Origin of the sequence: Enterobacter sp. T2 (assembly GCF_010692925.1) — a bacterium.
Lineage (GTDB): Bacteria > Pseudomonadota > Gammaproteobacteria > Enterobacterales > Enterobacteriaceae > Enterobacter > Enterobacter kobei.
The window spans coordinates 3,056,827-3,081,025 of record NZ_CP048736.1; the positions used below are offsets into that span (position 1 = coordinate 3,056,827).

The 24,199-nt window shown below is 54.9% G+C and carries 21 protein-coding genes and 1 tRNA gene; 8 read left to right on the forward strand and 14 right to left on the reverse strand.

Annotation, left to right across the window (positions count from 1 at the left end):
- The first annotated feature begins 17 nt into the window (after positions 1–17).
- On the forward strand, positions 18–812 hold the full coding sequence (mtfA, locus tag G0034_RS14880) for a DgsA anti-repressor MtfA (RefSeq protein ID WP_014884426.1): 795 nt from the start codon (positions 18–20) through the stop codon (positions 810–812).
- Here mtfA and G0034_RS14885 read toward each other — a convergent pair.
- Positions 809–2,020 carry an MFS transporter gene (locus tag G0034_RS14885; RefSeq protein ID WP_179121040.1) on the reverse strand — a complete coding sequence of 404 codons (1,212 nt, stop codon included), beginning with the start codon at positions 2,018–2,020 and terminating at the stop codon, positions 809–811. The two genes, mtfA and G0034_RS14885, sit on opposite strands and share 4 nt — an antisense overlap.
- Positions 2,021–2,158: 138 nt before the next feature.
- Between G0034_RS14885 and G0034_RS14890 the strand changes: the two genes are divergently transcribed.
- The 6 genes from G0034_RS14890 to G0034_RS14915 all read left to right on the forward strand — a co-directional run bounded on the left by G0034_RS14890 (position 2,159) and on the right by G0034_RS14915 (position 10,365).
- The gene (locus G0034_RS14890; protein WP_023330836.1) at positions 2,159–3,901 is read left to right on the forward strand and encodes an IucA/IucC family protein; all 1,743 of its coding nucleotides are present in this window, start codon (positions 2,159–2,161) and stop codon (positions 3,899–3,901) included.
- Positions 3,901–4,848, forward strand: coding sequence for a GNAT family N-acetyltransferase (locus G0034_RS14895; protein ID WP_045281557.1), 948 nt, complete (start codon positions 3,901–3,903; stop codon positions 4,846–4,848). The genes G0034_RS14890 and G0034_RS14895 overlap by 1 nt, the downstream gene beginning before the upstream one ends.
- Positions 4,845–6,587, forward strand: coding sequence for an IucA/IucC family protein (gene iucC, locus G0034_RS14900; RefSeq protein ID WP_179121041.1), 1,743 nt, complete (start codon positions 4,845–4,847; stop codon positions 6,585–6,587). The genes G0034_RS14895 and iucC overlap by 4 nt, the downstream gene beginning before the upstream one ends.
- On the forward strand, positions 6,584–7,909 hold the full coding sequence (locus G0034_RS14905; protein ID WP_179121042.1) for a lysine N(6)-hydroxylase/L-ornithine N(5)-oxygenase family protein: 1,326 nt from the start codon (positions 6,584–6,586) through the stop codon (positions 7,907–7,909). The genes iucC and G0034_RS14905 overlap by 4 nt, the downstream gene beginning before the upstream one ends.
- Before the next feature lie 26 nt (positions 7,910–7,935).
- The gene (locus G0034_RS14910; RefSeq protein ID WP_045281560.1) at positions 7,936–10,125 is read left to right on the forward strand and encodes a TonB-dependent siderophore receptor; all 2,190 of its coding nucleotides are present in this window, start codon (positions 7,936–7,938) and stop codon (positions 10,123–10,125) included.
- 164 nt (positions 10,126–10,289) lie between these two features.
- Positions 10,290–10,365 (forward strand) — tRNA-Asn (locus G0034_RS14915).
- A 43-nt stretch (positions 10,366–10,408) separates the two neighbouring features.
- On the opposite strand, the gene G0034_RS14920 is transcribed toward G0034_RS14915, so the two are convergent.
- On the reverse strand, positions 10,409–11,317 hold the full coding sequence (locus tag G0034_RS14920; protein ID WP_014884433.1) for a LysR substrate-binding domain-containing protein: 909 nt from the start codon (positions 11,315–11,317) through the stop codon (positions 10,409–10,411).
- A 170-nt stretch (positions 11,318–11,487) separates the two neighbouring features.
- On the opposite strand from G0034_RS14920, the gene G0034_RS14925 reads away from it, so the two are divergent.
- Entirely contained in the window at positions 11,488–12,096 is a 609-nt protein-coding gene (locus G0034_RS14925) for a glutathione S-transferase family protein (RefSeq protein WP_014884434.1), read from the forward strand.
- Between the two features lie 42 nt (positions 12,097–12,138).
- Here G0034_RS14925 and G0034_RS14930 read toward each other — a convergent pair whose 3' ends face one another.
- The 12 genes from G0034_RS14930 to cbl form a co-directional block, all read right to left on the reverse strand.
- On the reverse strand, positions 12,139–12,633 hold the full coding sequence (locus G0034_RS14930; protein ID WP_179121043.1) for a flavin reductase family protein: 495 nt from the start codon (positions 12,631–12,633) through the stop codon (positions 12,139–12,141).
- Position 12,634: 1 nt separating this feature from the next.
- A complete protein-coding gene (locus G0034_RS14935; RefSeq protein ID WP_023338514.1) occupies positions 12,635–13,945 on the reverse strand; it encodes an aminotransferase class III-fold pyridoxal phosphate-dependent enzyme in 1,311 nt (436 codons plus the stop codon).
- A gap of 42 nt (positions 13,946–13,987) precedes the next feature.
- Entirely contained in the window at positions 13,988–15,679 is a 1,692-nt protein-coding gene (locus G0034_RS14940; protein ID WP_049010285.1) for an NAD(P)/FAD-dependent oxidoreductase, read from the reverse strand.
- 19 nt (positions 15,680–15,698) lie between these two features.
- Positions 15,699–16,187 carry a cispentacin moiety biosynthesis protein AmcG gene (gene amcG / locus G0034_RS14945; protein WP_127312423.1) on the reverse strand — a complete coding sequence of 163 codons (489 nt, stop codon included), beginning with the start codon at positions 16,185–16,187 and terminating at the stop codon, positions 15,699–15,701.
- A gap of 15 nt (positions 16,188–16,202) precedes the next feature.
- Positions 16,203–17,321, reverse strand: coding sequence for a cispentacin biosynthesis acyltransferase subunit AmcF (amcF, locus tag G0034_RS14950; RefSeq protein WP_023337501.1), 1,119 nt, complete (start codon positions 17,319–17,321; stop codon positions 16,203–16,205).
- A gap of 56 nt (positions 17,322–17,377) precedes the next feature.
- Positions 17,378–18,061, reverse strand: coding sequence for a hypothetical protein (locus G0034_RS14955; protein ID WP_014884440.1), 684 nt, complete (start codon positions 18,059–18,061; stop codon positions 17,378–17,380).
- Positions 18,062–18,070: 9 nt separating this feature from the next.
- A complete protein-coding gene (amcH, locus tag G0034_RS14960) occupies positions 18,071–19,516 on the reverse strand; it encodes an adenylate-forming 2-oxoglutaryl-ACP ligase AmcH (protein ID WP_179121044.1) in 1,446 nt (481 codons plus the stop codon).
- Positions 19,517–19,518: 2 nt separating this feature from the next.
- Positions 19,519–19,782, reverse strand: a complete 264-nt coding sequence (amcB, locus tag G0034_RS14965) for a cispentacin biosynthesis acyl carrier protein AmcB (RefSeq protein ID WP_014884442.1) — start codon at positions 19,780–19,782, stop codon at positions 19,519–19,521.
- A 4-nt stretch (positions 19,783–19,786) separates the two neighbouring features.
- The gene (locus G0034_RS14970) at positions 19,787–21,037 is read right to left on the reverse strand and encodes a cation:proton antiporter (RefSeq protein WP_179121045.1); all 1,251 of its coding nucleotides are present in this window, start codon (positions 21,035–21,037) and stop codon (positions 19,787–19,789) included.
- 48 nt (positions 21,038–21,085) lie between these two features.
- A complete protein-coding gene (locus G0034_RS14975) occupies positions 21,086–22,276 on the reverse strand; it encodes an MFS transporter (RefSeq protein ID WP_179121046.1) in 1,191 nt (396 codons plus the stop codon).
- Positions 22,269–22,673 carry a Rid family hydrolase gene (locus G0034_RS14980; RefSeq protein WP_032629102.1) on the reverse strand — a complete coding sequence of 135 codons (405 nt, stop codon included), beginning with the start codon at positions 22,671–22,673 and terminating at the stop codon, positions 22,269–22,271. Before G0034_RS14980 ends, G0034_RS14975 begins: the two co-directional genes overlap by 8 nt.
- Positions 22,674–23,179: 506 nt before the next feature.
- Positions 23,180–24,130, reverse strand: a complete 951-nt coding sequence (gene cbl / locus G0034_RS14985) for an HTH-type transcriptional regulator Cbl (protein ID WP_023330849.1) — start codon at positions 24,128–24,130, stop codon at positions 23,180–23,182.
- Between the last annotated feature and the right edge of the window lie 69 nt (positions 24,131–24,199).

Here is a 24,199-nt window from a genome sequence, read left to right on the forward strand (position 1 = left end):
AGTTTGCGAGCAAAGCGATGATTAAGTGGCCCTGGAAAACGAATGAGGCTGGCCGGGATATGGCGCTGCCGTGGGATGACGCGCTGGCGATCCCTGTTCTGGCGAATCTCCAGCCGGACGAACAGTCAAAACTGGTTCAGCTGGCGGATCGTTTTTTGCAGCAAAAACGCCTGGTTCCTCTGCAGGGGTTCGAGCTGGATCCCCTGAAAAACGCGCGTATCGCCCTGCTTTTCTGCCTGCCGGTGCTTGAACTGGGTATCGAGTGGCTGGACGGCTTCCACGAAGTGCTGATCTACCCGGCGCCCTTCATCGTCGACGATGAGTGGGAGGATGACATCGGCCTGGTACACAACCAGCGGGTGGTACAGTCCGGACAAAGCTGGCAGCAAGGGCCGATTATCCTGAACTGGCTCGACATTCAGGACTCATTCGACGCGTCAGGCTTTAATCTGATTATTCATGAAGTCGCGCATAAGCTGGATACCCGCAACGGCGACCGCGCCAGCGGCGTTCCGCTGATCCCGCTGCGTGAAGTCGCAGGATGGGAGCACGATCTGCATGCGGCGATGGATAACATCCAGGACGAGATCGATCTCGTGGGCGAAAGTGCCGCCAGCATTGATGCCTACGCGGCGACCGACCCCGCAGAGTGCTTCGCGGTGCTTTCAGAGTACTTCTTCAGCGCCCCCGAACTCTTCGCCCCGCGTTTCCCGGCGCTATGGCAGCGTTTTACCCAGTTTTATCAGCAGGATCCGCTTAAGCGTCTGCGTCAAAATGAGGCGGTCGGCCCTTCCCCTCACCAGGTACATTAATTTTTTTCGACAGGGGTGCGCCCGGTTAACCGTACCCCGATGCTCAGTACGAAAAACAGCACCGCCATTCCCCCTGCCGCCATCGTTAAATACTGCTCACCGAAAAAGCGCGTGACTACGGGCACCAGCAGCGCGCTGATGCCGTAGCCTAACGTATGGCTGGTGGCGATCGCGCCCGCGCCTTTCCCCGTGGTCAGCCGATCGTTCAACAGTAGCTGATAGCCCGGTGTAGCCATCGCTGCGCCGAGCGAGGTGACAGCAATTCCCACGTAGAACAGCGCCAGCCCGGCAATACACATCAACCCAAGTCCTGCCACCATCAATACCGCCGCCATACAGAGCAACGTCAGCGGGCTGAAGTGCTGCGGGCGAACAATCAAAAATTGCGCCGCGAGCGTGGCCAGCGCGGCCAGGCTCAGCAGGAGCGCAACATGGTGGCTGATCTCACGGGCGTTGCCCTCCAGCAAGGGGCTGAGATGCGGCGTGAGGCCAAGCTGCATCAGGCTCACCAGCGCCGCCAGCAGCATCGCCAGCAGCAGGAACGGCAGCATAGAGACCTGCAGACGGGTCGCCTGATGCGCCACCGGCGGCAGCGGAGGGTCGGCCACTTCTCGCAGCACCAGCAGCAGAGCCATAAACGGCGCAATCGCCATGAGCCAGAGCGGTGCCACCGGGTTAATGCTGAGCATCATTGCTGCCAGCGGTGGCCCCAGCAGACGGCCGCAGCTCAGGCCGGAGCTGATGGTGGCCAGCGCCGCCATGCGTTTGTCCAGCCCCGCACGCTGAATAGCCCAGGTCTGGGCTGCAGGCACCATCCCCGACACGGTTAAACCGTAGAGCAGGCGCGAAAAGATCAGCCCCGCCAGCCCCCAGGTGCTCTGGAGCAACCCGGCCGCCATTGCCCAGACCACCACAGCCATCACGGCGAAGCTGGCAAGATAGCCGCTGAGCGAGGCCACCATCACGACCTTACAGCCGCGTCGCTCGCTCTGACGCCCCCACCAGGGCGATGCCGGTAAAAAAAGCATGGAGCCGAACATTAACAGCCCGGCCCAGACCGAGAGCGACAGCCCGGTCAGGTTCACCAGCTGCGGGAGCATGACCAGCAAACCGTTCTGCCCGATGCCCAATAAACCTGCACAGAGTGCCAGCGGCCAGTTGGCTTTAGAGGTGACGTTTTCAGTCAGCGTTTCTGAGTTAGCGCGCATGAGAATGTGAACATAGTGTCAATAAATGTGTGGAAATTATGAAGTTTATGAAAACAAATATTGCAAAAATGGTTGCGAGTGTAAATAGAATGAATATCATAACGAGAATTATTATCAATCATGGAATGAGGTACATCTATGCGTACTCTGCCCCGCTCCGCCGGTACAGACGTTGCGGCCCAGTGTTTTTTAAACGCCCTGCTGCGCGAAACGACGGACTGGCGCTATCTCCCCGCAGCCGCTGCGGATGAGCTGGCGCATATTCATATCCCGCTTTCTCCCGCTCAGGCCCTGCGGGTACCGGTACGCTATTTCTCCCCCACCCAGCACCATCAGTACTGTTTCCCGGCAACGCTTATCCAGAGCGATAGCGACTGCGGTGACGCCGTCACATATACCCAACTGGTTGATTTACTTCTTGAAAAACCATCAGTAAAAGGCGTTCTTGATGCCGATACGCTGGCGCGTTTTAAGCAACGCGTGCTGGAAAGTCATGCGCATACCTGGCAGGCGATCGACCTGCGCCACAGCTGGTCCACGCTGCGTGATAAACCGCTGACGTTTGCTGAAGCGGAACAGGCGCTGCTGGTCGGCCACGCATTTCACCCGGCACCGAAGTCGCACGAGCCATTCAACGAAACCGAAGCGCGACGCTATCTGCCTGATTTTGCCTCCCGTTTCCCGCTGCGCTGGTTTGCCGTTGAGAGCACGCGCATTGCCGGTGACAGCCTGAACGTCTCCCTGCGCGAACGTCTGCTGCGCTTCGCCGCCCAGAGCGCGCCTGAGCTGCTCGGCCACTTCACCGACACGCGCTGGCTGTTGCCTATGCACCCATGGCAGGCAGAGCATCTGCTGGGTCAGGCCTGGTGCCAGCGTCTGGTGGAAAACGGTTCATTGCAGGATCTGGGCGAAGCGGGCGCACAGTGGCTGCCCACCAGCTCGTCCCGCTCGCTGTACAGCGAAACCAACAGCGACATGATTAAATTCTCCCTCAGCGTGCGCCTGACCAATTCCGTGCGCACGCTGTCGGTGAAAGAAGTTAAGCGCGGGATGCGCCTGGCGCGCCTGGCGAAAACGGAACGCTGGCAAACGCTTCAGGCACGCTACCCGACGATGCGCGTGATGCAGGAAGACGGCTGGGCGGGGCTGCGTGACGAAAACGGCGTGGTGCAGGAAGAGAGCCTGATGGCCCTGCGCGTCAATCTGCTGTTTGACACGCCGGACACGCAGACCAACGTGCTGGTCAGCCTGACCCAGGCCGCCCCGGATGGCGGTGACAGCCTGCTGGCTGCGGCAGTGCGTCGTCTGAGCCAGCGTCTGGATTTACCCCTCGCTCAGGCCGCACGCTGCTGGCTGGACGCCTATTGCGACCGTGTGTTACTTCCCCTGTTCAGCGCCGAGGCGGACTACGGCCTGGTGCTGCTCGCCCACCAGCAAAATATCCTGGTTGAGATGCAGCAGGATTTCCCCGTCGGGCTTATCTACCGTGACTGCCAGGGCAGCGCCTGGACCGAAGGAGCCGACGGGTGGCTGAAAGAGGCGGGTGAAACTGACGTGGAAAACCGCTTCGGTGAGAGCCAGCTGCTGCGCTACTTCCCTTACTACCTGCTGCTGAACTCCACCCTTGCGGTGACTGCCGCCCTTGCCGCCGCCGGTTTCGACAGTGAAGAGCGCCTGATGGCGCGCGTGCGTGACGCGCTAATCGCGCTGCGCCGTACGGCGAAGCAGACCCGCTGCCTTGACTACGTGCTGGACAGCCCGACCTGGAACTGCAAAGGCAACTTCTTCTGTTATCTGCACGATCGCAACGAAAACACCATCGCCGATCCGGCGGTGATCTATTTCGACTTTAGCAACCCGTTCTACAAGGAGAAGGCGTAATGGCCATCGCGAATATCGTCCATTCTGGCTTCGGCTTTCGCTGCACCGCAACGGATACCGCGCTGCCGCTGACGTTAGGTCTCGACGGCAGCGCGGTGCTGGAGCGTCTCGGGGCTATCCCGGCGGGCTGGCTGGTGGAAGCGCTGGATCAGCTGTTTGTCGCCGCCCCCACGCTGACCGGCATTACGCTGCCGTGGGCAACCTGGCAGGATGAACCTCAGGCAAAGGCGCTGTTTAGCCTGGCCCACGGGGATTACCTGGCGCGTGAAACCTTCTGGCAATTGCCGCTCTGGCTGAAAGGCGAACGACCGCAGGCGAGCAACGGTATGCAGTTTGATGAGAGCCGTCAGCTGTACTTCCCGCAGCGCCCTCGCCGCCCGCAGGGTGAGGTGTATCGCCGTTACGATCCGCAAATTAAACGCACGCTGAGCTTCCGCGTGGCCGACGTGGCGCTGGACGGCGAACGATTCACGCAATGGATGAACAACCCGCGCGTGAACGCCTTCTGGGAGATGGCCGGCCCGCAGGCCGAACAGGAAAACTACCTGCGCCGTCAGCTTGACTCGACCTACTGCTACCCGGTTATCGGCTGCTTCGACGACCAGCCGTTCGGCTACTTTGAACTCTACTGGGCACCTGAAGACCGCATTGGCCGCCACTACCGCTGGCAGCCGTTCGACCGCGGGCTGCATATGCTGGTGGGCGAAGAGCGCTGGCGCGGCGCGCAGTACATCCGCAGCTGGCTGCGCGGTCTGAGCCACTACCTGTATCTGGATGAACCGCGCACGACGCGCATTGTGGCCGAGCCGCGCTTCGACAACCAACGCCTGTTCCGCCACCTGGCGTCCGCCGGTTTCGACACCGCAAAAGAGTTCGACTTCCCGCACAAGCGCTCGCGCCTGATCGTGAGCGAGCGTCACCGCTTCTTCCATGAGGTGGAACTGTGAACGCGCTCTGGCAGAAAGTAAACCGCGAGATGGTGGCGAAGATCCTCGCCGAGCTGGAATACGAACGTACCCTGCGCGCTGAGCCGGTTTCATCGGACGGCTGGCGCATCACCATGGGCACGGAGTCCTGGCAGTTTCGCGCCACGCGCGGGATCTGGGGCTGGCTGCATATCGATCCTGATACCCTGACCACCGCCAGCGGCGCCGCCGTGGAAGCGGAAAGCGCGCTGCTGCAGCTGGCGACCGTGCTGGAGATGAGCGACGCGCAAACGGCGGAGCATATGGAAGATCTTTACGCCACGCTGCGCGGTGATATTCAGCTGCTCCAGGCGCGTGAAGCGCTGGATGCCGACGCGCTGATCCACCTCGACCCGGATGAATTACAGTGTCTGATGAGCGGTCATCCTAAGTTTATTTTCAACAAAGGCCGCCGCGGATGGGGGCTGGATGCCCTGCATCAGTACGCGCCTGAGTATCGCGGACGTTTTCGTCTGCACTGGGTTGCCGTTCAGCGTGAACACCTGGTCTGGAGCAGCGACGCCGATTGCGACATTCAGAATCTGCTTGCCAGTACCATGGACAACGCCGAGCGCGTCCGGTTTGAGCATCGCTGGCAGGCGCTGGGGCTCGACGAAAGCTGGCTGCCCGTGCCGCTACACCCGTGGCAGTGGCAGCAGAAAATTGCCATTCACTTCCTGGCGCAGCTTTCGCGTGGTGAGATGGTGGAGCTGGGCGAGTTTGGCGATGAATATCTGGCGCAGCAGTCCCTGCGCACGCTCACCAACGCCAGCCGTCGCGCGCCGTTTGACATCAAGCTGCCGCTGACCATCTATAACACCTCCTGCTATCGCGGCATTCCGGGCAAATACATTGCCGCCGGGCCGCTGGCCTCGCGCTGGCTGCAGCAGCAGTTCGCCTCTGACGCCACGCTGATTCGCTGCGGCGCGCAGGTACTGGGTGAACCCGCCGCCGGATATCTGTCGCATCCGGGCTATGCCGCATTACCGAAAGCGCCCTACCGCTATCAGGAGATGCTGGGGGTTATCTGGCGCGAGAATCCGTCCTGTTATTTAGAAGACGGTGAACAGGCGGTGCTGATGGCGGCGCTGATGGAAACCGATAACGCCGGGCGTCCGCTGATCGACGCGTGGATTAAGCGCTCGGGGCTAAGCGCCGACGCCTGGCTGGAAAAGCTGTTCGACGCGACGGTGATCCCGTTCTATCACCTGCTCTGCCGCTACGGCGTGGCGCTGATCGCCCACGGTCAGAACGTGACGCTGGTGATGAAAAACTACGTGCCGCAGCGCATCCTGCTGAAGGATTTCCAGGGTGATATGCGTCTGGTGGACGAAGATTTCCCGCAGGCGCAGAGCCTGCCGGCGCAGGTGAAGGACGTTACGGCACGTCTGAGCGCGGATTACATCATCCACGACCTGCAAACCGGCAACTTTGTGACGGTGCTGCGCTTTATCTCGCGTCTCACCCTGCAATGCGGCGTGAGCGAAATCCGTTTCTATCAAATCCTGGCGGGGGTATTGCGCCGGTATATGGCTGCGCACCCCGAGCTTGCGGAACGTTTCGCGATGTTCGACCTGTTTAAGCCGCAAATTATTCGCGTGATCCTCAACCCGGTCAAACTGACCTTCTCCGAGCATGACGGCGGCAGCCGCATGCTGCCGAACTACGTTACCGACCTTGATAACCCTCTTTTTCTGGCCTCCCGGGAGTCAGCGCAATGAAAACCTATGATTTCATCGGCATTGGTATTGGCCCGTTTAACCTCAGCATCGCCGCCCTGGCAGAAGGACTGGACGGTTTTAGCTCGCTGTTCCTTGAGCGCAAGCCGCACTTCTCCTGGCACCCGGGGATGATGGTGCCGGACTGCCACATGCAGACCAGCTTCCTGAAAGATCTGGTCAGCGCCGTAGAGCCCACCAACCGCCACAGCTTTCTGAACTACCTGGTGCAGCGTAAAAAGTTCTACCGCTTCCTGACCACCGAACAGCGCACGGTGTCTCGCGAAGAGTTTGCCGATTACCTGTGCTGGGCGGCAGAAAACCTCACCAATCTCGCCTTCAGCCAGCAGGTGCAGCAGGTGAGCTTTGATGAGACACGCGGTCTGTTTGAGGTCGTGACCCAGCGGGATCGGTTCTTTGCCCGCCACGTCTGCGTGGGGATTGGCAAACAGATTAACCTCCCGGATTGCGTGACGGTGCAGGACGACACCTGTTTCCACGCCAGCGAGATGATGCTGCGCACGCCAAATTTAGCGGGCAAGCGCGTGACCGTCGTCGGTGGCGGCCAGAGCGGTGCCGACCTGTTCTTAAATATCTTCCGCGGGGAATGGGGCCAGCCGCTAAGCCTGAACTGGGTGTCGCGCCGTAACAATTATAACGCGCTGGATGAAGCCGCCTTCGCCAACGAGTACTTCACGCCGGAGTATGTGGACAGCTTCTCCACGCTCGGCGAAGAGGCCCGTCGTCAGATGCTGCACGAGCAGAAGATGACCTCTGACGGCATTACCACCGAGTCCCTGCTGGCAATTTACCGCGCCATGTATCACCGCTTTGAGGTGCTGCGCGAAAAACCGTGGGCGCACCTTCTGCCGTCCCGCTCGGTGACGTCACTGGCGCGTCAGGAAAACGGTCAGCGTCTGAGCATACAGCATCATCTCGACGGCGGTCGCGAACAGCTGGATACCGACGTGGTGATCTTTGCCACCGGTTACCGCGCCGTGCAGCCTGCGTTCCTTGCCCCGCTGTCTCACCGCCTGCATCTGGATACGGGCGAAGCCTTCTGCATCAACAACGATTTCACCCTCGAATGGGACGGCCCGCAGAGCAACCGCCTGTTTGCCGTCAATGCCGGGATGCACCGTCTCGGCATTGCTGAACCCCAGCTCAGCCTGATGGCCTGGCGTGCCGCACGCATTCTTAACCGCGCGCATCCTGACGAGCCATTTGAGCTGGCTACCACACCCGGCGTTATCCACTGGCGCACCACCGCCAGCCAGGACAGCAGCCCGGTTTTTAACGCGTTAGAGAAAACGACCGAGTACTGACACACACAATCAGGATCAACATAACAATGAAACGTTCTCATCTTTGGGTTTTAAATCCTTGCTTGCTTGCAATGCTTTCTACCTCTGCGTGGGCGGAAGAACAAAAGGAAGAAAATATCGTGGTCTCCGCCAGCCGTGCACACCGCAGCGTGGCCGAGATGGCGCAGACCACGTGGGTTATTGAACGGTCTGAAATTGAGCAGCAGGTTCAGGGCGGAAAGGAGATTAAAGAAGTCCTGGCGCAGCTGATCCCGGGCATGGACGTTAGCAGCCAGGGGCGTACCAACTACGGTATGAACCTGCGCGGCCGCTCGATGATGGTGATGGTGGACGGCGTGCGCCTGAACTCCTCCCGCAGCGACAGCCGCCAGCTCGACTCCATCGATCCGTTCAACATTGACCGTATCGAAGTGATCTCCGGCGCCACGTCCCTCTACGGCGGCGGCAGCACCGGCGGCCTGGTGAACATCGTCACCAAAAAAGGCCAGCCTGAGACCGAAGTTGAGTTCCAGACCGGAGCAAAAAGCGGCTTTAACAGCCACAACGACCACGATGAGAACGTGTCGGCGGCGGTCAGCGGCGGCAACGACAACGCCTCGGGTCGTCTGTCGGTGTCGTATCAGCGTTACGGCGGCTGGTATGACGGCAACGGCGACGAGGTGATCATTGATAACACCCAGACCGGCTTACAGTATTCCGACCGTATTGATGTGATGGGGACCGGCACCCTCAACATTGATGAACACCAGCAGCTTCAGCTCACGACGCAGTACTATAAGAGCGAGTCCGACGGCAAGCATGGCCTGTATCTCGGGAAAAACTTCTCGGCGGTCACGGGCGATGCGACTGCCTATAACAAAGGTAATCTCGATTCTGACCGTATACCGGGTACCGAGCGTCATCTGATTAACCTGCAATACTCCAATACCGACTTCTGGGGCCAGGATCTGGTTGCGCAGATTTACTATCGTGACGAAAGCCTGACCTACTACCCCTTCCCGACCCTGACCAAAGGCGTCGTGAGCAGCATCGGTGCGTCGCAGCAGAAAACCGATTTTTACGGCGGCAAGCTGACGCTGAACAGCAAACCGGTGGATGATTTAACCCTGACCTGGGGTGTGGATGCCGACCATGAAACCTTCGATGCCAATCAGCAGTTCTTTGATCTGAGCAAAGCAGCGGCGAGCGGCGGCATGGAGCTTGATAACGCCTATAACGTGGGCCGCTACCCGGGTTACAGCATTACCAACCTCGCCCCGTTCCTGCAGGCCAGCTACGACATTGACGCCATCACCCTGAGCGGCGGCGTGCGCTACCAGTACACCGAAAACAAGGTGGACGATTTTGTGGGTTACGCCCAGCAGCAGGCCATTGCAACCGGGAAAGCCACCTCCGCAGACGCGGTGCCGGGCGGGAAAACCGATTACAATAACTTCCTGTTCAACGCCGGGATCCTCGGTCGTCTGACCGAACAGCAGCAGCTGTGGTTTAACTTCTCCCAGGGCTTTGAAATTCCGGATCTGGCGAAGTACTACGGTTCCGGGACTTATCAGCTCAGCAACGGTCACTATCGCCTGCTGAATAGCGTGAACGTGAACGACTCGACGCTTGACGGCATCAAGGTCAACGCATACGAGCTGGGCTGGCGCTACACCGGCGATAACCTGCGTACCCAGGTCGCGGCGTATTACTCGCTCTCGGACAAAACGATCACCATCAACAAGACGGACATGACCATCAACCTCGAAGACGACAAGCGTCGTATCTACGGGATTGAAGGCCAGGTGGACTATTTCTTCACCGACAGCGACTGGAGCACGGGCGCGAACTTTAACGCCATTAAGTCTGAAACCCGCGAAAACGGCAAATGGGAGAAGCTGACGGTAGACAGCGCCAGCCCGTCTAAAGCCAGCGCATGGGTCAACTGGGCGCCGGGCGACTGGACCCTGCGCGTGCAGAGCACGCAGACCTTTGACGTGTCAGATGCGGACGGCAAGAAGATCGATGGCTATAACACGGTCGACTTCCTGGGCAGCTACGCCCTGCCGGTGGGTAAAGTGAGCTTCAGCGTGGAAAACGTGCTGGACAAGGACTACACCACCGCCTGGGGCCAGCGCGCGCCGGGGCTGTATAGCCCAACCTACGGTGCGCCAGGTCTGTATACCTATAAAGGCCGTGGCCGTACGTTTGGTCTGAACTACTCCGTACTGTTCTAATCCTGTGCGCCGCCTGCGGGCGGCGCAATTTGCTGCGTAATTTCAGCACGAATTTGCTATAAAATCAGCGATTTGCTGAAATTGTCGGCAAACGAACGAAAAGTACGTTTTCCCCCTTTGACAAGACGAACTGAGGTCGCTACTATTCGCCTCGTTCACACGATTCCTCTGTAGTTCAGTCGGTAGAACGGCGGACTGTTAATCCGTATGTCACTGGTTCGAGTCCAGTCAGAGGAGCCAAATTTGAAAAGCCTGCTTTTAGAGCAGGCTTTTTGCTTTTCTGTTAGCCGTTACTTTCCACTGCCCCTGTCAACTGACGCCAGGCCGCCACTTCCTCATCCAGCCACTCACTAAAGAGAGCCACCTCCGGTTTCGCTTCCGTTAACTGCGATGTCACCAGCCAGTAAGGCCAGGGATAAGGTGCAGTGAAAGGGGTAAGCTGGACCAGTTCGCCCCGGGTGATGGCATCCTGTACCAGAGAGCGACGTTCCAGCGCGATACCTTTACCGAGTCTGACAGCCTCAAGGACTAAATTTGAGTCGTTAATGCATAACCCGCCGGGCACAATATCTTTTTCCAGTCCCGCATTGAAACACCAGGTTTTCCACGACTCCATGGAGAATATGATTTTACTCTTTGCCACCTCTGCTGGCGTTGCCGGGAGGATGCCGCCGTTATAACCGGGTGCTGCAACCACAATCAGTTCATCTGAAAACAGATAATGGCAGTCGCTTCCTTCCCAGTTACCTTTCCCCATGCGTATCGCCACATCTATCCCTTCCTGCTGCATGCTGGTGATCGTCAGACTGGCCTGGATCCGCAGCGTGATGTGTGGATATTTTTCCCGAAACCGCTCCAGACGCGGCAACAACCAGTGACAACCAAAAGACGGCACCATCGCCAGCGTCAGTTCCAGTATTCTCGGTTTCACCTGCACTAACCGGGTAGCATCTGCGATATGATTCAGCGCTTCGCGCACCTGTAACGCGTAGAGACGCCCCTCTTCGTTGATCTGCACCCCTCGCCCATGACGGATAAACAGCTTCACCCCCACCATTTCCTCCAGCACTTTAATCTGCTGGCTGATGGCGGAATGGGTAACGTGAAGCTCTTTCGCCGCAAGCGTTACGCTGCCAAGGCGAGCCACAGCTTCAAAACTACGCAAACTTGCGATAGGTGGAAAATCCGACATGAAACCACTCCCTCATAGACTGAATCTGATAAACGCTAACCGGCCAATCTGTCAGTAATACTAACTCAGGCCGTAAGATACTGATGATATTCGCCATAACGAATTTATTGTAATGTCTGTTTATCATCTTCAATGAAGCGTTTTTTCACACAGACAGGAAAACTGGAATCATGATAAAGCTGATTGGCATGATGGATTCTCCTTATGTACGCCGCGTGGCGGTCTCCCTGGAACTTTATGGCGTTGCGTTTGAAAGCCAGCCGTTGTCCGTATTCAGCACATTTGAGGAATTTTCCCGGATTAACCCTGCGGTAAAAGCGCCAACGCTGGTTCTGGAGAATGGAACACGTCTGATGGACTCGTCTCTCATACTGAATTATTTTGAGGCTCAGGCCGCGCCTGAACGGAGACTCCTGCCCGTGACGCCGGATGCACTGGCGAACGATCTCCAGACGCTGGGCTTTATCCTCGCCGCCGCGGAGAAAGCTGTGCAAAATGTGTACGAACACAACCTGCGCCCGGCGGAGAAACAACATAATCCGTGGATAGAACGTATTACCGTCCAGCTGCTGGCTGCCTGTCGGGAATGGAACGCGCTGCTGGAAGCCCGTCCGGAAAATGCGGTGGCCGATCAGGTTGCTGTCACCAGTACGGTTATCTGGACATTTATTCAGTCAATGATCCCTCACGTCGTTAACGCCGGGGATTTTAAAAAGATTCAGGCGGTTGCCGACGTTTTCGAAAACCAGGCGGCATTTAAGAAATACCCTTTTAGTTAACGCTTCGCTCGGCGTGTTATGGGGCTTTTCAGCCCCTTTTTTTTAGGCAGGAATCGACAGACCCGCGGTGGTGGCATAGCGACCGTTGAAAAAGATGAGCGGTTCACCTTCAGTATGTAACGAATCCACCACCTCACCGATGAATATCCAGTGATCGCCACCGTCTACCTGACGCCACATTTTGCATTCAAGATGCGCGAGTGCCCCGTCAATCAAAGGCAGTTTAAAGCCGCTGACCCGGTGGTCTACGCGATGAAATTTGTCGCTCCCCGCGCTGGCAAAAATATCGCTAACCTGATGCTGATGGCCCGACAGGACATTTATCGCAAAGGCGTCCGCCTCCAGAAAATGCTGAGCGTACCAGGATTGCTTGCGCAGGCTCCAGAGCACCAGCGGGGGTTCCAGGGAGACGGTGTTAAAGCTGCTGATGGTTAGCCCATGGAAATTGTTATTTTTATCCATCATGGTCACGACACACACGCCAGTTGCGAATTGACCAAATACGTTCCGTAATGTTCGGCTATCAAACTGCGCCATATTATTTCACCTCTGCTAAGCCTGAAGACGCGACCTGCTGCTGCAGCGCGCCGGCAAAAATTGTCAGCCCTTCATCCAGAACGCTGTCTTCAATCGTTAGCGGCATTAAAAAGCGGATAGCATTTGCCTGTTTGCCGCATTTAAGAAGAATAAGCCCCTCACGGGCACAGCTTTTGACTAACCGATCGATAAGCCCGGTCGCCGGCGTTCGCTCTCCATGCTCCAGAGAAAAAAGCTCCAGTGCAATCATGGCGCCAGTCCCGCGTATCTCATAGCCAATCGACAGAGGGCTGACAATGGACACTAAGGCGGAGCGCAGACGTTGACCCAGACGCCGGGCTGCGCCCAGCAGGTCCGTCTCTTCAAAGAGCTTAAGTACCGCCAGCGCCGCCGCGCAGGAAAGCGGGTTGCCTGCCCAGGTTCCACCAAGACCGCCCGGTGCCACCTGGTTGATAAGCGACTCACGGCCCACCACGCCAGACAGCGGAAGCCCGCCGGCAACGGATTTACCGAACACAATTAAATCGGCGTCAACACCGGTTTGTTCCATAGCAAAGAACGTCCCCGTGCGCCCCGCGCCAGACTGAACTTCATCCGCGATTAACACGATGCCTTCCCGGTCACAGAGTTCACGCAGAGCACGCATAAACGCAGGCGGAACGACGTAAAACCCGCCCTCTCCCTGAACGGGCTCAATGACGATGGCGGCCACATCCTGGGGGGCAATGTCGCTCGTTAATATCGTCTTGAGGCCCGCCAGCGCCTGAGCAATATCACGCTCCGTCTCTCCCTGCGGGAAGGGTGCCCGGAAGACCGGGCCGGGCATGATCCCCATCCCCTGGCTGTAGGGCGCAATTTTACCGTTCATCGCGAGGGTCATAAACGTACGCCCGTGATAGGCACCGCTGAAAACAATCACACCGCTTCGCCGCGTGGCCGCGCGGGCAACCTTAAGCGCGCTTTCCACCGCTTCGGACCCCGTCGTCAGGAGAAAACTCCGTCGGTCAAAATCTCCAGGCATTAAGGCGTTAATACGTTCACACACCGCGATATACGATTCATAAGGGGTGGCGGCAAAACAGCTGTGGGTAAACTGGTGCAGCTGGCGCTCAACGGCCGCGATGACGTTGGGATGAAGATGGCCGGTATTGAGCGCGGCAATGCCGCCGGAAAAATCAATGTAGCGACGGTTGTTGACGTCATACATCACCGCATTTTCCGCTCGTTGAATATAAACCGGATGCATCTGGTTAATACCACGGGCGACGGCACCCTCCCGTCGCTGCAAAAGCTGCTCGACTACAGTATCCATAACGCTCTCCTCAGGGGGCGGTCGGAACAACCGCCCGTCAGGTTATTGATGACGCGCCTGTTGCAACATGGCATCTGCATGCTGGTTTAACTGCTGACGATCGCCATAGCGGTAAGGATCGAGGAAATCGAAACGGACCGGTTTATCTCCGCGGTCGAACAAGTGCCCGATTCCGCCAGGCGCGTTATGAGCCCAGTAGAACAGAGAATCGGCAAATTCCTCCGTTGCCCGGGACAGGTAACGATTGGTGAAATCAGAGAAATCGATGGGGAAATGCTCGCGGTTGTCAGCAAAAAGCGAATGAAGCGTAGCGATTACCTCTTTTTCTGGAAGGTTACCGGCGCGATAGGCTTCCATTGTTTCGCAGGCCTTATCGAAAATAGCCTCATAGTAAGGGCTCTCAATGGAAAGATGTCCCGGATAGGTTGCGCTTTCAAATTCCTTCTCAAGCCGCTCGTCATCACCGTGCTGCTGATAGTCGCTGAGGATTTTACGCAGACGCAACACGCCGATGTAACTGCCGCTAATCCAGATACGGAACCACGCATTCCACAGTGGGAAGCTATCAAATGCGGTGAATGAATTTGCCACCAGCCTGTCGTTTACCTTCACCACTTCCAGGCTGTAATCCTGATAGCTGGCGAAATTCGCTGCTGACCAGTCATCCTGTCTGACGGCACGAACAATTTTAGGCGCGACGCGCAGAATCGATTCGAACGTATTCACCAACCCGCGCGAGAACAGCGGATCGACAAAGCCCACTGCATGGCCTAAAAGGCAATAACGCTCCCCTACGCTTTCGCGGCTGGTGTAATTCAGACGAGGTGCAACGGTCCATTCGCGTACCCGTGCCGCGCTCTCAAAGTGACGGGCAACGGAGGGGTGCTCATCGAGAAAACGGGTAAACTCTTCTTCCGGATCGCCTGCGGGACCATGTTTATCAATATCGAACTGCAGGCCGACGCTGCATAAGGTATTGGTCGAATAGGGGTGGTTGTTGAACGGAATAATCCACAGCCATCCGCCTTCAAACATGTGGTGCAGCGTGCTCTGTGAGAGCGGGGTCGGCGAACCGGTCACGTCCGTTGAGGCGATGACATCTTCATACAGTTTGACCCCTGTCATATGGGTGAACAACGAACGCGTACGGCTCTGCATCTCACGTGCACCTTCGCGCAGGCCAAACTTATCGGCAACCGGTGAACGATAGCCTGCTGCATCCACGACGTACCTGGCTTTTATCTGCTCTTTTCCCAGCTCCAGCAGCATCCCGTCGCCGGTTTCTTCAATCGACTGGATGCGGGTTTGTTGGCGAATATCGGCCCCCAGACGTGCGGCCAGCGCCAGATAATAGGCATCAATATCCTGACGGAACAGATGCGCTTCCGGCGACAATACCGGTGTCGACACAACGTCCTGGGGATTATGCGCTTTATTCTTACCGTTCCATGCAAAGCTGAACGCCAGTTTAATACCGGCGCTCGACGTACCAATATTTTCCATCAGCGCGTGAATTTCCCCCGGCCACGCCAGCTCAGGAATATTGTACTGACGCGCCAGAATTTTCAACAGTACAGCACTTTCCGGCACCATCGATTCTCCGACGGCAAAGCGAGGATGGGTACCGGCATCAATAATTACCACGTTTAATTTCTGTTTTGCCAGAATAGCGCCGAGCATGGTTCCTGCAATACCGCTCCCGATGATGGCCACATCATAATGACTTTGTTTCATTGCTTTACCCTTAATAATATTACTGAGTGACTAACTGAGTTGTTATTTCGATTTCATGTTCACGCGTGTGATCTGCCTGAATCAGAAAAAGATATATTGCCTGTTGTGTTAACCATTCTCGCGCCAGAGACAGGGCAATTTCTTTGCCAGTGCGCTGCGGCATTGTCAGCACCATGGTGGGTCCCTGAAAGCGATAGCGCGTACAGCAAATGGAAATAGGTGCCCCAACATTGGCATTAATAAAATCGACCGGAGAGACGCGCGATTTTATTGCCATGTCATGAATAATTTTCTCGCTGGTATTCACCGGGAATGCCGTGCCAAACTGAATAACCCCGACGCTTTCAAGATGATTATCCAGCAATGCCTGGTGCTGTTGATAAAGTTCATCGACAGTAAACAGCACATTTAAAGACAATGGGTCGGCTGTTTTTAGCCCCCGGCGCAAGGTCTCATCTAAATCTGACCAGATTAATGAGCGTGCGGTACTCGTAGAAACGATCTTCATTAGCTGCCCCACCTTTTACATTACGGTAAATATCAGGCAGGTGTTAAAACCACCAAACCCAATCGTCATGCTTAACCCGGTCTTTCCCGTTAAGGGCTGAGGCTGCGCGGCAGGTAAATTAAAACGCAGGCCATCAATCGGCTTTTTCAGTTCATACACCGGGGGGATCGTGCCCGCATTGAGGCTATGAATGAGCGCGATGGCTTCCAGCGCCCCTGTCGCCCCCAGCGTATGGCCAAAATTGCCCTTCGTCGCGAAGACCCAGGGACGATGTGTGAAAAACTGGTTATAGGCATTGCTTTCAACCCGATCGTTGGTCAGGGTGCCCGAACCGTGCGCATTAATAAGCGCAATATCGCCAGGTTCAAGTCCCGCCTGCGTCAGGGCACGCTGCAATGCCAGGCGGATGCCATTGCCTTGCTCATCCGGCGCGGTCAAGCCTGCCGCATCGTTAGACGCCCCGGCACCGACAAGCCTTGCCAGCACGCGTGGTGCAGAGCCGCCTTCTCGTTGCAGCACCAGAAAACCGGCCCCTTCTCCGAGAATGGTTCCTTCGTGTGTAGCATCGAACGATTTCAGGGTAGAAAGTGAGAGCGTGCCTAATGCGCTATGGGCCAGACGTTTTGAATCAGTAAGAATATCGGCGCCGCCGCACACGCACAGATCGGCTTGCCCCGTTGCAATTAAATGCGCCCCCAGAAGAAGAGCATCCGAGCCCGAGGAGCAGGCGGTAGAAAGGGCTATCCCTTCCATTCCCAGCGACTCCGCCACCTCGTTGACCCAGCCGTCGAGCGGCTCCCGGCAAAACGCCTCGCTGTCGAGGCGGAATCCCAGACTGGTTCCGACAATCAAAAAGCGTCGCTCCTCCGGCACAGGTTCTGCTGCACCCGAATCCTCTAGCGCCTGGCGGGCCGTGCGTTTCGTCAGAGCGATCAATTTTTCGCGCATTTCGGCAGGCCATTCACCCGGCAGCATGGCGGCCAGATCGGTACGCAAGCTTCGATCCGATGGCGCAGGCGCAATACCGGTTTGTTTTTCCAGTAAAGTCTGGAAAACATCCTCGATACGATCGCCAGACGCAGTTGTCCATCCCATGCCGACAACATTGGCGACATACGTTGTAGTAGTCATCATTTTTTCCTTTACCGCAAAATAGTACGGTAAGCTGGTTAAAGTGAATTAACGATATATCAGTGGAACGCGCGCAAAAATTCGTTTGAAGGTTTATCTTCAAGCGGAGAAGGAGAAAAATTATCTTTAATCTCGCCTGCCGTTAATTCTATCTTTCGTTGATAAGGTTCTTTTTGTAGCCAGCGTGGACTTTCAATAAAATCAAATGCGATGTCTGTCGCATCAAATCCTTCGAGCTCGGCAGGCTTAACCACTTTCCTTCTTTTACGGTCCAGAACCTGTGCATAAGCAGAAATATCAAAATATCGAATGCGATCATCTTCCACCACTGCATTAATACAATGCCAGGGGCGGGGCAAATAAAGATAATTCACAAAAATATTCCGAAGAGAATACACTGGCTTGTTGATTATCTGGCTATACAGTATTGCCGAGACATCGGCCATTTCCGAACAGAAGCAGGGCAAGCGCTGTGTTTGACCCAGCATTTCACGAAGATAATCCTGAGGTGTCAGGTTACGTATGACCTCGTCGCGAAAATGCTCGTAACGTGAAATATAATAATCCCAATGCTCCTCAGGAAATTTGAGGCGAACGATGTCTGCCGGCCATGTTTCAAACACATCTGATTCCTGAAGGACATGGCACATTGTTTTTGGAACTTCACGTAGAATATCATCAAGGCTCGCCAGGTGATATTTTTCAATGACTGCCCGTGCCAGTTCCCGAAGTTCATCATTCATAACATCACCTTACTTATATTGTGTTAAAGAGGCCGCGCCACAATAAACAAAGTTTATATTACGTGGCCGTTCGTGGCGTTTGAGCTTTTTCAGCAGGCTGGCACTGTGCTGCTGGCAATTGGTTTCATTGATCACTGATTCATCGCAGGTCAAAACAATATCGAATCCCGCAATTTGATCCCCTTCATTGACAATTTGGGTCTTGCAGGTCATCACCCCTTTAATTTCCCGGCACAGCTGCTTAACGGCGCCGATATTGACTTTCTCATCCCTGATAACGATAAAATCACTGATTCTGCCTTTGAAAAACAGGAACCCATCAGCGTCCTGGAAGAAGATGTCTCCGGTGCGAAGCCAGCGTTTGCCATCAAGCTCAATGAACGTTTGTCGGTTACCGCGCCCAATGCGCTTGACGAGCAACGTATCAGAACTAATTAGCAACTCCCCCTGCCCGTCCTGGCCGTCTGCACAGGGCAGGATACGGACGTCCGTCTGGTCAATAGGACGTCCGGCTGACGCATAATATCCTCTCCCCAGCAGATGAGCCGGGCATGTCGACACCCGCGGTCCGGCCTCACTGATGCCATAAGTCAGATATAACTCAAGCCATGGCTGTCGGAGTAAAAAGGCTTCCACCTCATTCGGCGCAGCCAAATCGCCCCCAATCGTCAGTTTGTTTAACCCCGGCGGAAGCGTTGTTTCCCAGGCGTTCAACTGTCGCAGCAATACGGGCGTGAGCGAACTGAGGGTCACGCCGTATCGCTGTAAATCATCCAGATAATGGGGTACAGAAAACGGAGGTCCACTGATAACAATTTCGCAGCCCGTCTCCAGGGCAGCAATCATCTGGGCAACCAGCGCGGTGGAATAGCACATCGGCAAACTGATCAATACCCTGTCGCTGGCGCTCATGCCGATACTTTTGGCATGACGCAGCGCGTTACGCCGCAGCGAATCAAAATGATGGACACAGCCGCTGCTGAACGACGACGACGTGCCGGACGTGGCTATCACGACCTGCCCCGGCTGTGTCTGTACGGGTCCGCCATCACGGCATTTTCCCACCTGCCAGCGCCCGAGGGGTTCAGCTGCGCTTACGCCCAGCTCCTGCCATCGTCCTGGCTGAACCGGCGTACGCACCAGCGCCCCCGCCGCAAAGTCCTCAAGCATCTGCAGGATGCGTTCTGCTGGCGTGAGCGGCGGGATCAGCGCAGGCACAAAGCCACTGTTGAGGACAGCAAAGAACATATACATCAAGTCCGGGCAGTTCGGCATCGCTATCAGCACCACCCGACCGGGTTCCAGACTCTGCCGCTGCCAGTAATCGACATAGTATTGATAACTCTCTCCTTCAGTGCCGCTGGTCCCCACCGCAGACGTTGCCTGCACCGGAGAAAATAAACCGGCAGGCTCATAGGGAACAAATGCGGCACATTCTTCTGCTCGCGTTAACATTCTCAGGCTCCAAGCTTATTCATAATGAAACGCGAAAGGGTTTGGCACGAATAAAAATTCGCGGGCGAAAACTCTTTATCTTCAACTTTAATATTAAACTCTTCCTCACACTGGAAGCGTAATTCTACAAATCCAATAGAATCCATTCCTACCATTGAGGCGAGACCGGTCTCGTCAGCAATATCTTCGCGCTCGACATCCAGACCAATACGTTCAGCGATGATTTCTTTAATACGATCGACAATTACAGGCATATCCAGTTTCATAATTTTACCCTTTAATGTTTTCAAGTGTTTTATTTACTACAGCGGAAGATGATTCTTTATTTAACCAACGTAATATTGGCGGTGTGGTTGCCGTTACCACGAGCGCCACGATAACCATAATGGAGTAGATGCGTTGTGAAATAAGATGCAATTCGAGCCCGATAGACAGCACAACCAGCTCCATCAGACCACGCGTATTCATGAGCGCGCCAATCATAGAGGCTTCACGAAGGGAATATCCTGAAATACGCGCCCCGAGCAGAGCACCACTGAATTTGGTTATAAATGCCAGTAAGGTGAACCCAATTATCCAGGCAATGTCCTGCGTTGCCATACTGAAGTCGAAATGCGTTTTCAGACCGGCGCTGACAAACAACACGGGAAGTAAAAGATAGTGCATGAAACCGTTCATACTCGCATGCCATTGCTTCGCTAACCCGGGGATCCGCGCGAACATGCTGCCCGCCAGCAAGGCACCGAAACCACTGTGCAGGTGAAGATACTCCGCTCCCCACGCGCTGACCAAAATCCAAAAAATGATTGCCGGAAATCTCATCTCCGGCCTGTGCGCATACCGTATAAGCAGGGGGACCACGACTTTGCCGGTCACCACCCCATAAAGTACCAGGGCTGCCGTCACGACCGCCAAATACGACCACAGCGAATCAGATTTTCCTTCAACCGCGGCAAATACGCTGTCCAAAGCCAAAATCCCCCAGCCTGTCACATCGGTAAGAATGGCAGCGGTAATGACGGGAGGAATGATGGCCAGGTGAAGCATTTTTAAATCTTCAATGATTCGCACAATGACCGGCAGAGCGGATACCGCCAGCGCCGTCCCCATAAAGATATTAAATAAAAGACGATCGGTTTGTGGCGCCAGTTCGGCATGTACCGAATTTCCCGCTAACATGCCACCGATAAACGGCAGCAGCATGCCCAGGAACGCTATTTTCAATGCAGCGATAGTCTGCTTTCGACGGCCATGATTATGACCATGAAAATGCGACAACCCAATATCGAACATGAGCAGAATCATGCCCAGATTCGCCAGCTTATCTATGGTGGTCAGCGACTCCTGGCTAAATAAAGACGTTTGAAATGAGAACAGAGACATTATCCCGGGAAAGAAAGTCGGTCCCAATAAAACGCCTGCAGCAATATGGCCAATAACCTGTGTTTGACCTATTTGCTCCATAAGTTTGCCGACGACATAGCAGGCAAAAACAATGACCGAAAGCTGAATAATAAACATGGGTATCCCCGCCAATGCTAGCGTTGAGTTTATTGATATTAAAAGTGTTTAGTTCGAAACGTGGGCGACGCTGTTCTCGTTAAAATACCCCATCGTGGTGGTTATCATCGCTATCATCACCATAACGAGGCTCAGCAAACAGATGCCCTGCCAGTCCCACCTTTCATAAACCCACGGACCGGTAACGGATCCGGCTGCGCCCAATGCATAATAAAAGAACATATAAAGCGCATAGAGGCTGCTTCTTTTATCCGGATGTAATCCGAGAACACGCGTCTGGTTAGCCACCTGCGCGGCAAAACACCCTAAATCGAATAATATAATGCCCAGCGTAATTCCCGGTAAGGACGCAGGAAAGAGAAACAGTATGGCTATTCCCGCAACCACAAATACCATTCCGCCAAAAATCACGCTGCGACACCCGAAGCGGTCAGCCAGTTTCCCCGCATAGTTCGCCAGTACAAGACCGACGATACCCGCCAGGCCAAATAATCCGGCTGTTCCCGCTGGCAGATGGAGTGGCGGTCTTTGCAGATGAAGCATGATGGTCACCCATAACAGGCTAAAGACGAAAAACCATGCCCCTCCGGTGACGGCAGATTCAATAAGCCGCACGTTACGCAGCAAGCCCGGCAATTGCGCCATGACGCTCAGATACCCCGTCTCCCTTGCGGGTTTAACATCAGGCAGGCATCTGATGGCCAGTAGCGCCATGGAGGCCATAACGGCTGCGACAATAGCCAGCATCCCTCGCCAGCCAAGCGCATCGGCCAGACTGCCGCCCACGAGCCTCGCGAGCAATATTCCTGCCGAAATGCCCATGGTGATCAGTCCGACCGTTGCGCCTTTTGGCGTAATGTGAAATCCAAGCGCATTCAGTTGCACTGCGCTTGTCGCCATGGCGCCTGTCACTATTCCCGCGCTAAAAAGGAGCAACGGCTGACGGGTCAGGGAAGCGGCGAAGAGCGCAAGTGAGAGGAAAATAAACTGAGAAATAATCAGTTTCTTACGGTTAACGCTGTCTCCAAGCGGAACAAGAAACAGTATTCCCAGCATATAACCTATTTGCATGCTCGCCGCAATGAAGCCGGTATAAAACAGAGGCAACTGCAAAGATGCCGCGATAGCGGGCAATACGGGCTGAAGAATATAGTTATTTGCCATAGCCGTACCCGCCGCGATGCTGGCGAACCAGATAAATAACGGCGAAACCGGATTTTCTTGCGCGATATCACTCATTAATCGCCCCCTGTCTTTTTTTTGCCACAATATCAATTGCTACTTTCATTTTTTTCTCGGGAAACGGTAAGACATGCAATAACGTAAATGCAGGTCGGGAATCACGGAAATAGTGCCCATGGATACGCGCTACCTGCTGCCATTCTTCAATTTCAGTCAGATACAGCCTGCTTTGTATTACATCGTCTATTGCATAACCACTGGATTCAAGTATCCCCTTGATCTTATTCAGAACGCATTCAGTTTGCAGTGAGATATCATCAGATTCAATCTCACCACAAGAATTAAGAGGTCCCGTTTTCGAAATATATAGCCAACCGTCTGCTTCTACCGCTCGCGAGAAACCGAAAGCCTCCTCCCAGCTGCTGCCAGAAGTAATAAGTCTTTTTGATTCCACAATGTCATGCCTTTCATCACAGGGTGAAACAAACATATTACAACCCAATCAAATTTGTCCAGAAAAAATAACAAAAAATTGACCTGAAATTTAGCAGGTAATTAAGTAAGCATTTCCTGGATAAGCTGTAAGCACAGCTAACCAATCAATATCTAAATTAATAAATTTAAATGATAAATAAGGCAGAAAATTTCCCGCAGATAACGGCAATTAAATGAGTTGAGTTTTAAAATAATGACTCTTTTATTTAACCGCGAGTTTTACCGCACGCAAATATTACCCTCACCTAAAAGAATCATATTTCGTTATTTATTTTTATATGTAACTCAATGGAAAATATGAGAAATATTTAAATATAAGACAACCTTATGACGTTACAAAGTATCGTTGTTAATCAGGGTATTCTTAAGAATAAGCGGTCAGGAAATTAAACGGTTTCAATAAAAAAGCCTGCTTTAATTGCAGGCCTTTGCTTCTTGTCGACGGAGACGGGTGCTATAAAGGGCTTAAATCTGATAATCAATCGCCACTTCTTCTGGCTCCATCACCTGACGTTTAATCTCATCAACGGACAGCCCGGCGTTGCAAAGTTCGATAAAACGCCACACATAGTTGCGCTGCAGCTGTCCACGCTTCAGGCCGAGCCATACGGTATTAGCATCAAACAGATGACGTGTATCAAGACGCACCAGATCTCCCCCCTCGCGTTCGCCACTGGACTGTTCTGCCACCAGACCTATGCCCAGCCCGAGCTCGACGTAGGTTTTGATTACATCAGAGTCCTGTGCGCTCAGCACCACGTCCGGCGTGAGCCCTTTGCGGTTGAAGGCTTCATCAATGCGCGAGCGTCCGGTAATGCCCTGGCGATAGGTAATCAGCGGCCATTTGGCAATGTCTTCCAGCGTCAGGGGCGAAACCTGATTCAACGGATGATCGGCGGGGAGCAACAAACTGTGATACCAGCGGAACCAGGGAAAAGCCACCAGCAGCGGGTCGTTGCTCAGGCGTTCACTGGCAATGCCGATATCTGCCCCACCGTTTTGCAGCAGCACTTCAATTTCCTGCGGCGTCCCCTGGATAAGCTCCAGGCGGACGTCAGGAAAAAGTTCACGGAAGGCTTTAATCACTGGCGGCAGGCTGTAACGCGCCTGGGTGTGGGTGGTGGCGATGGTGAGGACGCCCGAGGCGTCATTCGTGAAGAGATCCGCCAGGCGGCGCACATTGCTGGCTTCGTTGAGGATCCGCTCCGCAATGGTCAGCAAGGCTTTGCCCGGCTCCGTCATGCCAAGCAGACGTTTGCCGCGACGGATAAAAATCTCTATCCCCAGTTCTTCTTCCAGCTCGCGGATATGGCGACTGACGCCGGACTGAGAGGTATAAAGCATATTGGCGACCTCGGTCAGGTTGTAATCCCGCCTGGCCGCCTCACGGATAATTTTAAGTTGCTGGAAATTCACGATTCACTCCGGCGCATCTGACATAACGCTATTGTTAGAGTCAGCAGCACTGCAGAACAAATAATAAAA

What these genes read in the sequence shown, in the direction of transcription:
- mtfA (WP_014884426.1), top strand. Translation starts at nt 18, where the DNA reads ATGATTAAGTGGCCCTGGAAAACGAATGAGGCTGGCCGGGATATGGCG.
- G0034_RS14885 (WP_179121040.1), bottom strand. Translation starts at nt 2,020, where the DNA reads ATGCGCGCTAACTCAGAAACGCTGACTGAAAACGTCACCTCTAAAGCC.
- G0034_RS14890 (WP_023330836.1), top strand. Translation starts at nt 2,159, where the DNA reads ATGCGTACTCTGCCCCGCTCCGCCGGTACAGACGTTGCGGCCCAGTGT.
- G0034_RS14895 (WP_045281557.1), top strand. Translation starts at nt 3,901, where the DNA reads ATGGCCATCGCGAATATCGTCCATTCTGGCTTCGGCTTTCGCTGCACC.
- G0034_RS14905 (WP_179121042.1), top strand. Translation starts at nt 6,584, where the DNA reads ATGAAAACCTATGATTTCATCGGCATTGGTATTGGCCCGTTTAACCTC.
- G0034_RS14910 (WP_045281560.1), top strand. Translation starts at nt 7,936, where the DNA reads ATGAAACGTTCTCATCTTTGGGTTTTAAATCCTTGCTTGCTTGCAATG.
- G0034_RS14920 (WP_014884433.1), bottom strand. Translation starts at nt 11,317, where the DNA reads ATGTCGGATTTTCCACCTATCGCAAGTTTGCGTAGTTTTGAAGCTGTG.
- G0034_RS14925 (WP_014884434.1), top strand. Translation starts at nt 11,488, where the DNA reads ATGATAAAGCTGATTGGCATGATGGATTCTCCTTATGTACGCCGCGTG.
- G0034_RS14930 (WP_179121043.1), bottom strand. Translation starts at nt 12,633, where the DNA reads ATGGCGCAGTTTGATAGCCGAACATTACGGAACGTATTTGGTCAATTC.
- G0034_RS14935 (WP_023338514.1), bottom strand. Translation starts at nt 13,945, where the DNA reads ATGGATACTGTAGTCGAGCAGCTTTTGCAGCGACGGGAGGGTGCCGTC.
- G0034_RS14940 (WP_049010285.1), bottom strand. Translation starts at nt 15,679, where the DNA reads ATGAAACAAAGTCATTATGATGTGGCCATCATCGGGAGCGGTATTGCA.
- amcG (WP_127312423.1), bottom strand. Translation starts at nt 16,187, where the DNA reads ATGAAGATCGTTTCTACGAGTACCGCACGCTCATTAATCTGGTCAGAT.
- amcF (WP_023337501.1), bottom strand. Translation starts at nt 17,321, where the DNA reads ATGATGACTACTACAACGTATGTCGCCAATGTTGTCGGCATGGGATGG.
- G0034_RS14955 (WP_014884440.1), bottom strand. Translation starts at nt 18,061, where the DNA reads ATGAATGATGAACTTCGGGAACTGGCACGGGCAGTCATTGAAAAATAT.
- amcH (WP_179121044.1), bottom strand. Translation starts at nt 19,516, where the DNA reads ATGTTAACGCGAGCAGAAGAATGTGCCGCATTTGTTCCCTATGAGCCT.
- amcB (WP_014884442.1), bottom strand. Translation starts at nt 19,782, where the DNA reads ATGAAACTGGATATGCCTGTAATTGTCGATCGTATTAAAGAAATCATC.
- G0034_RS14970 (WP_179121045.1), bottom strand. Translation starts at nt 21,037, where the DNA reads ATGTTTATTATTCAGCTTTCGGTCATTGTTTTTGCCTGCTATGTCGTC.
- G0034_RS14975 (WP_179121046.1), bottom strand. Translation starts at nt 22,276, where the DNA reads ATGAGTGATATCGCGCAAGAAAATCCGGTTTCGCCGTTATTTATCTGG.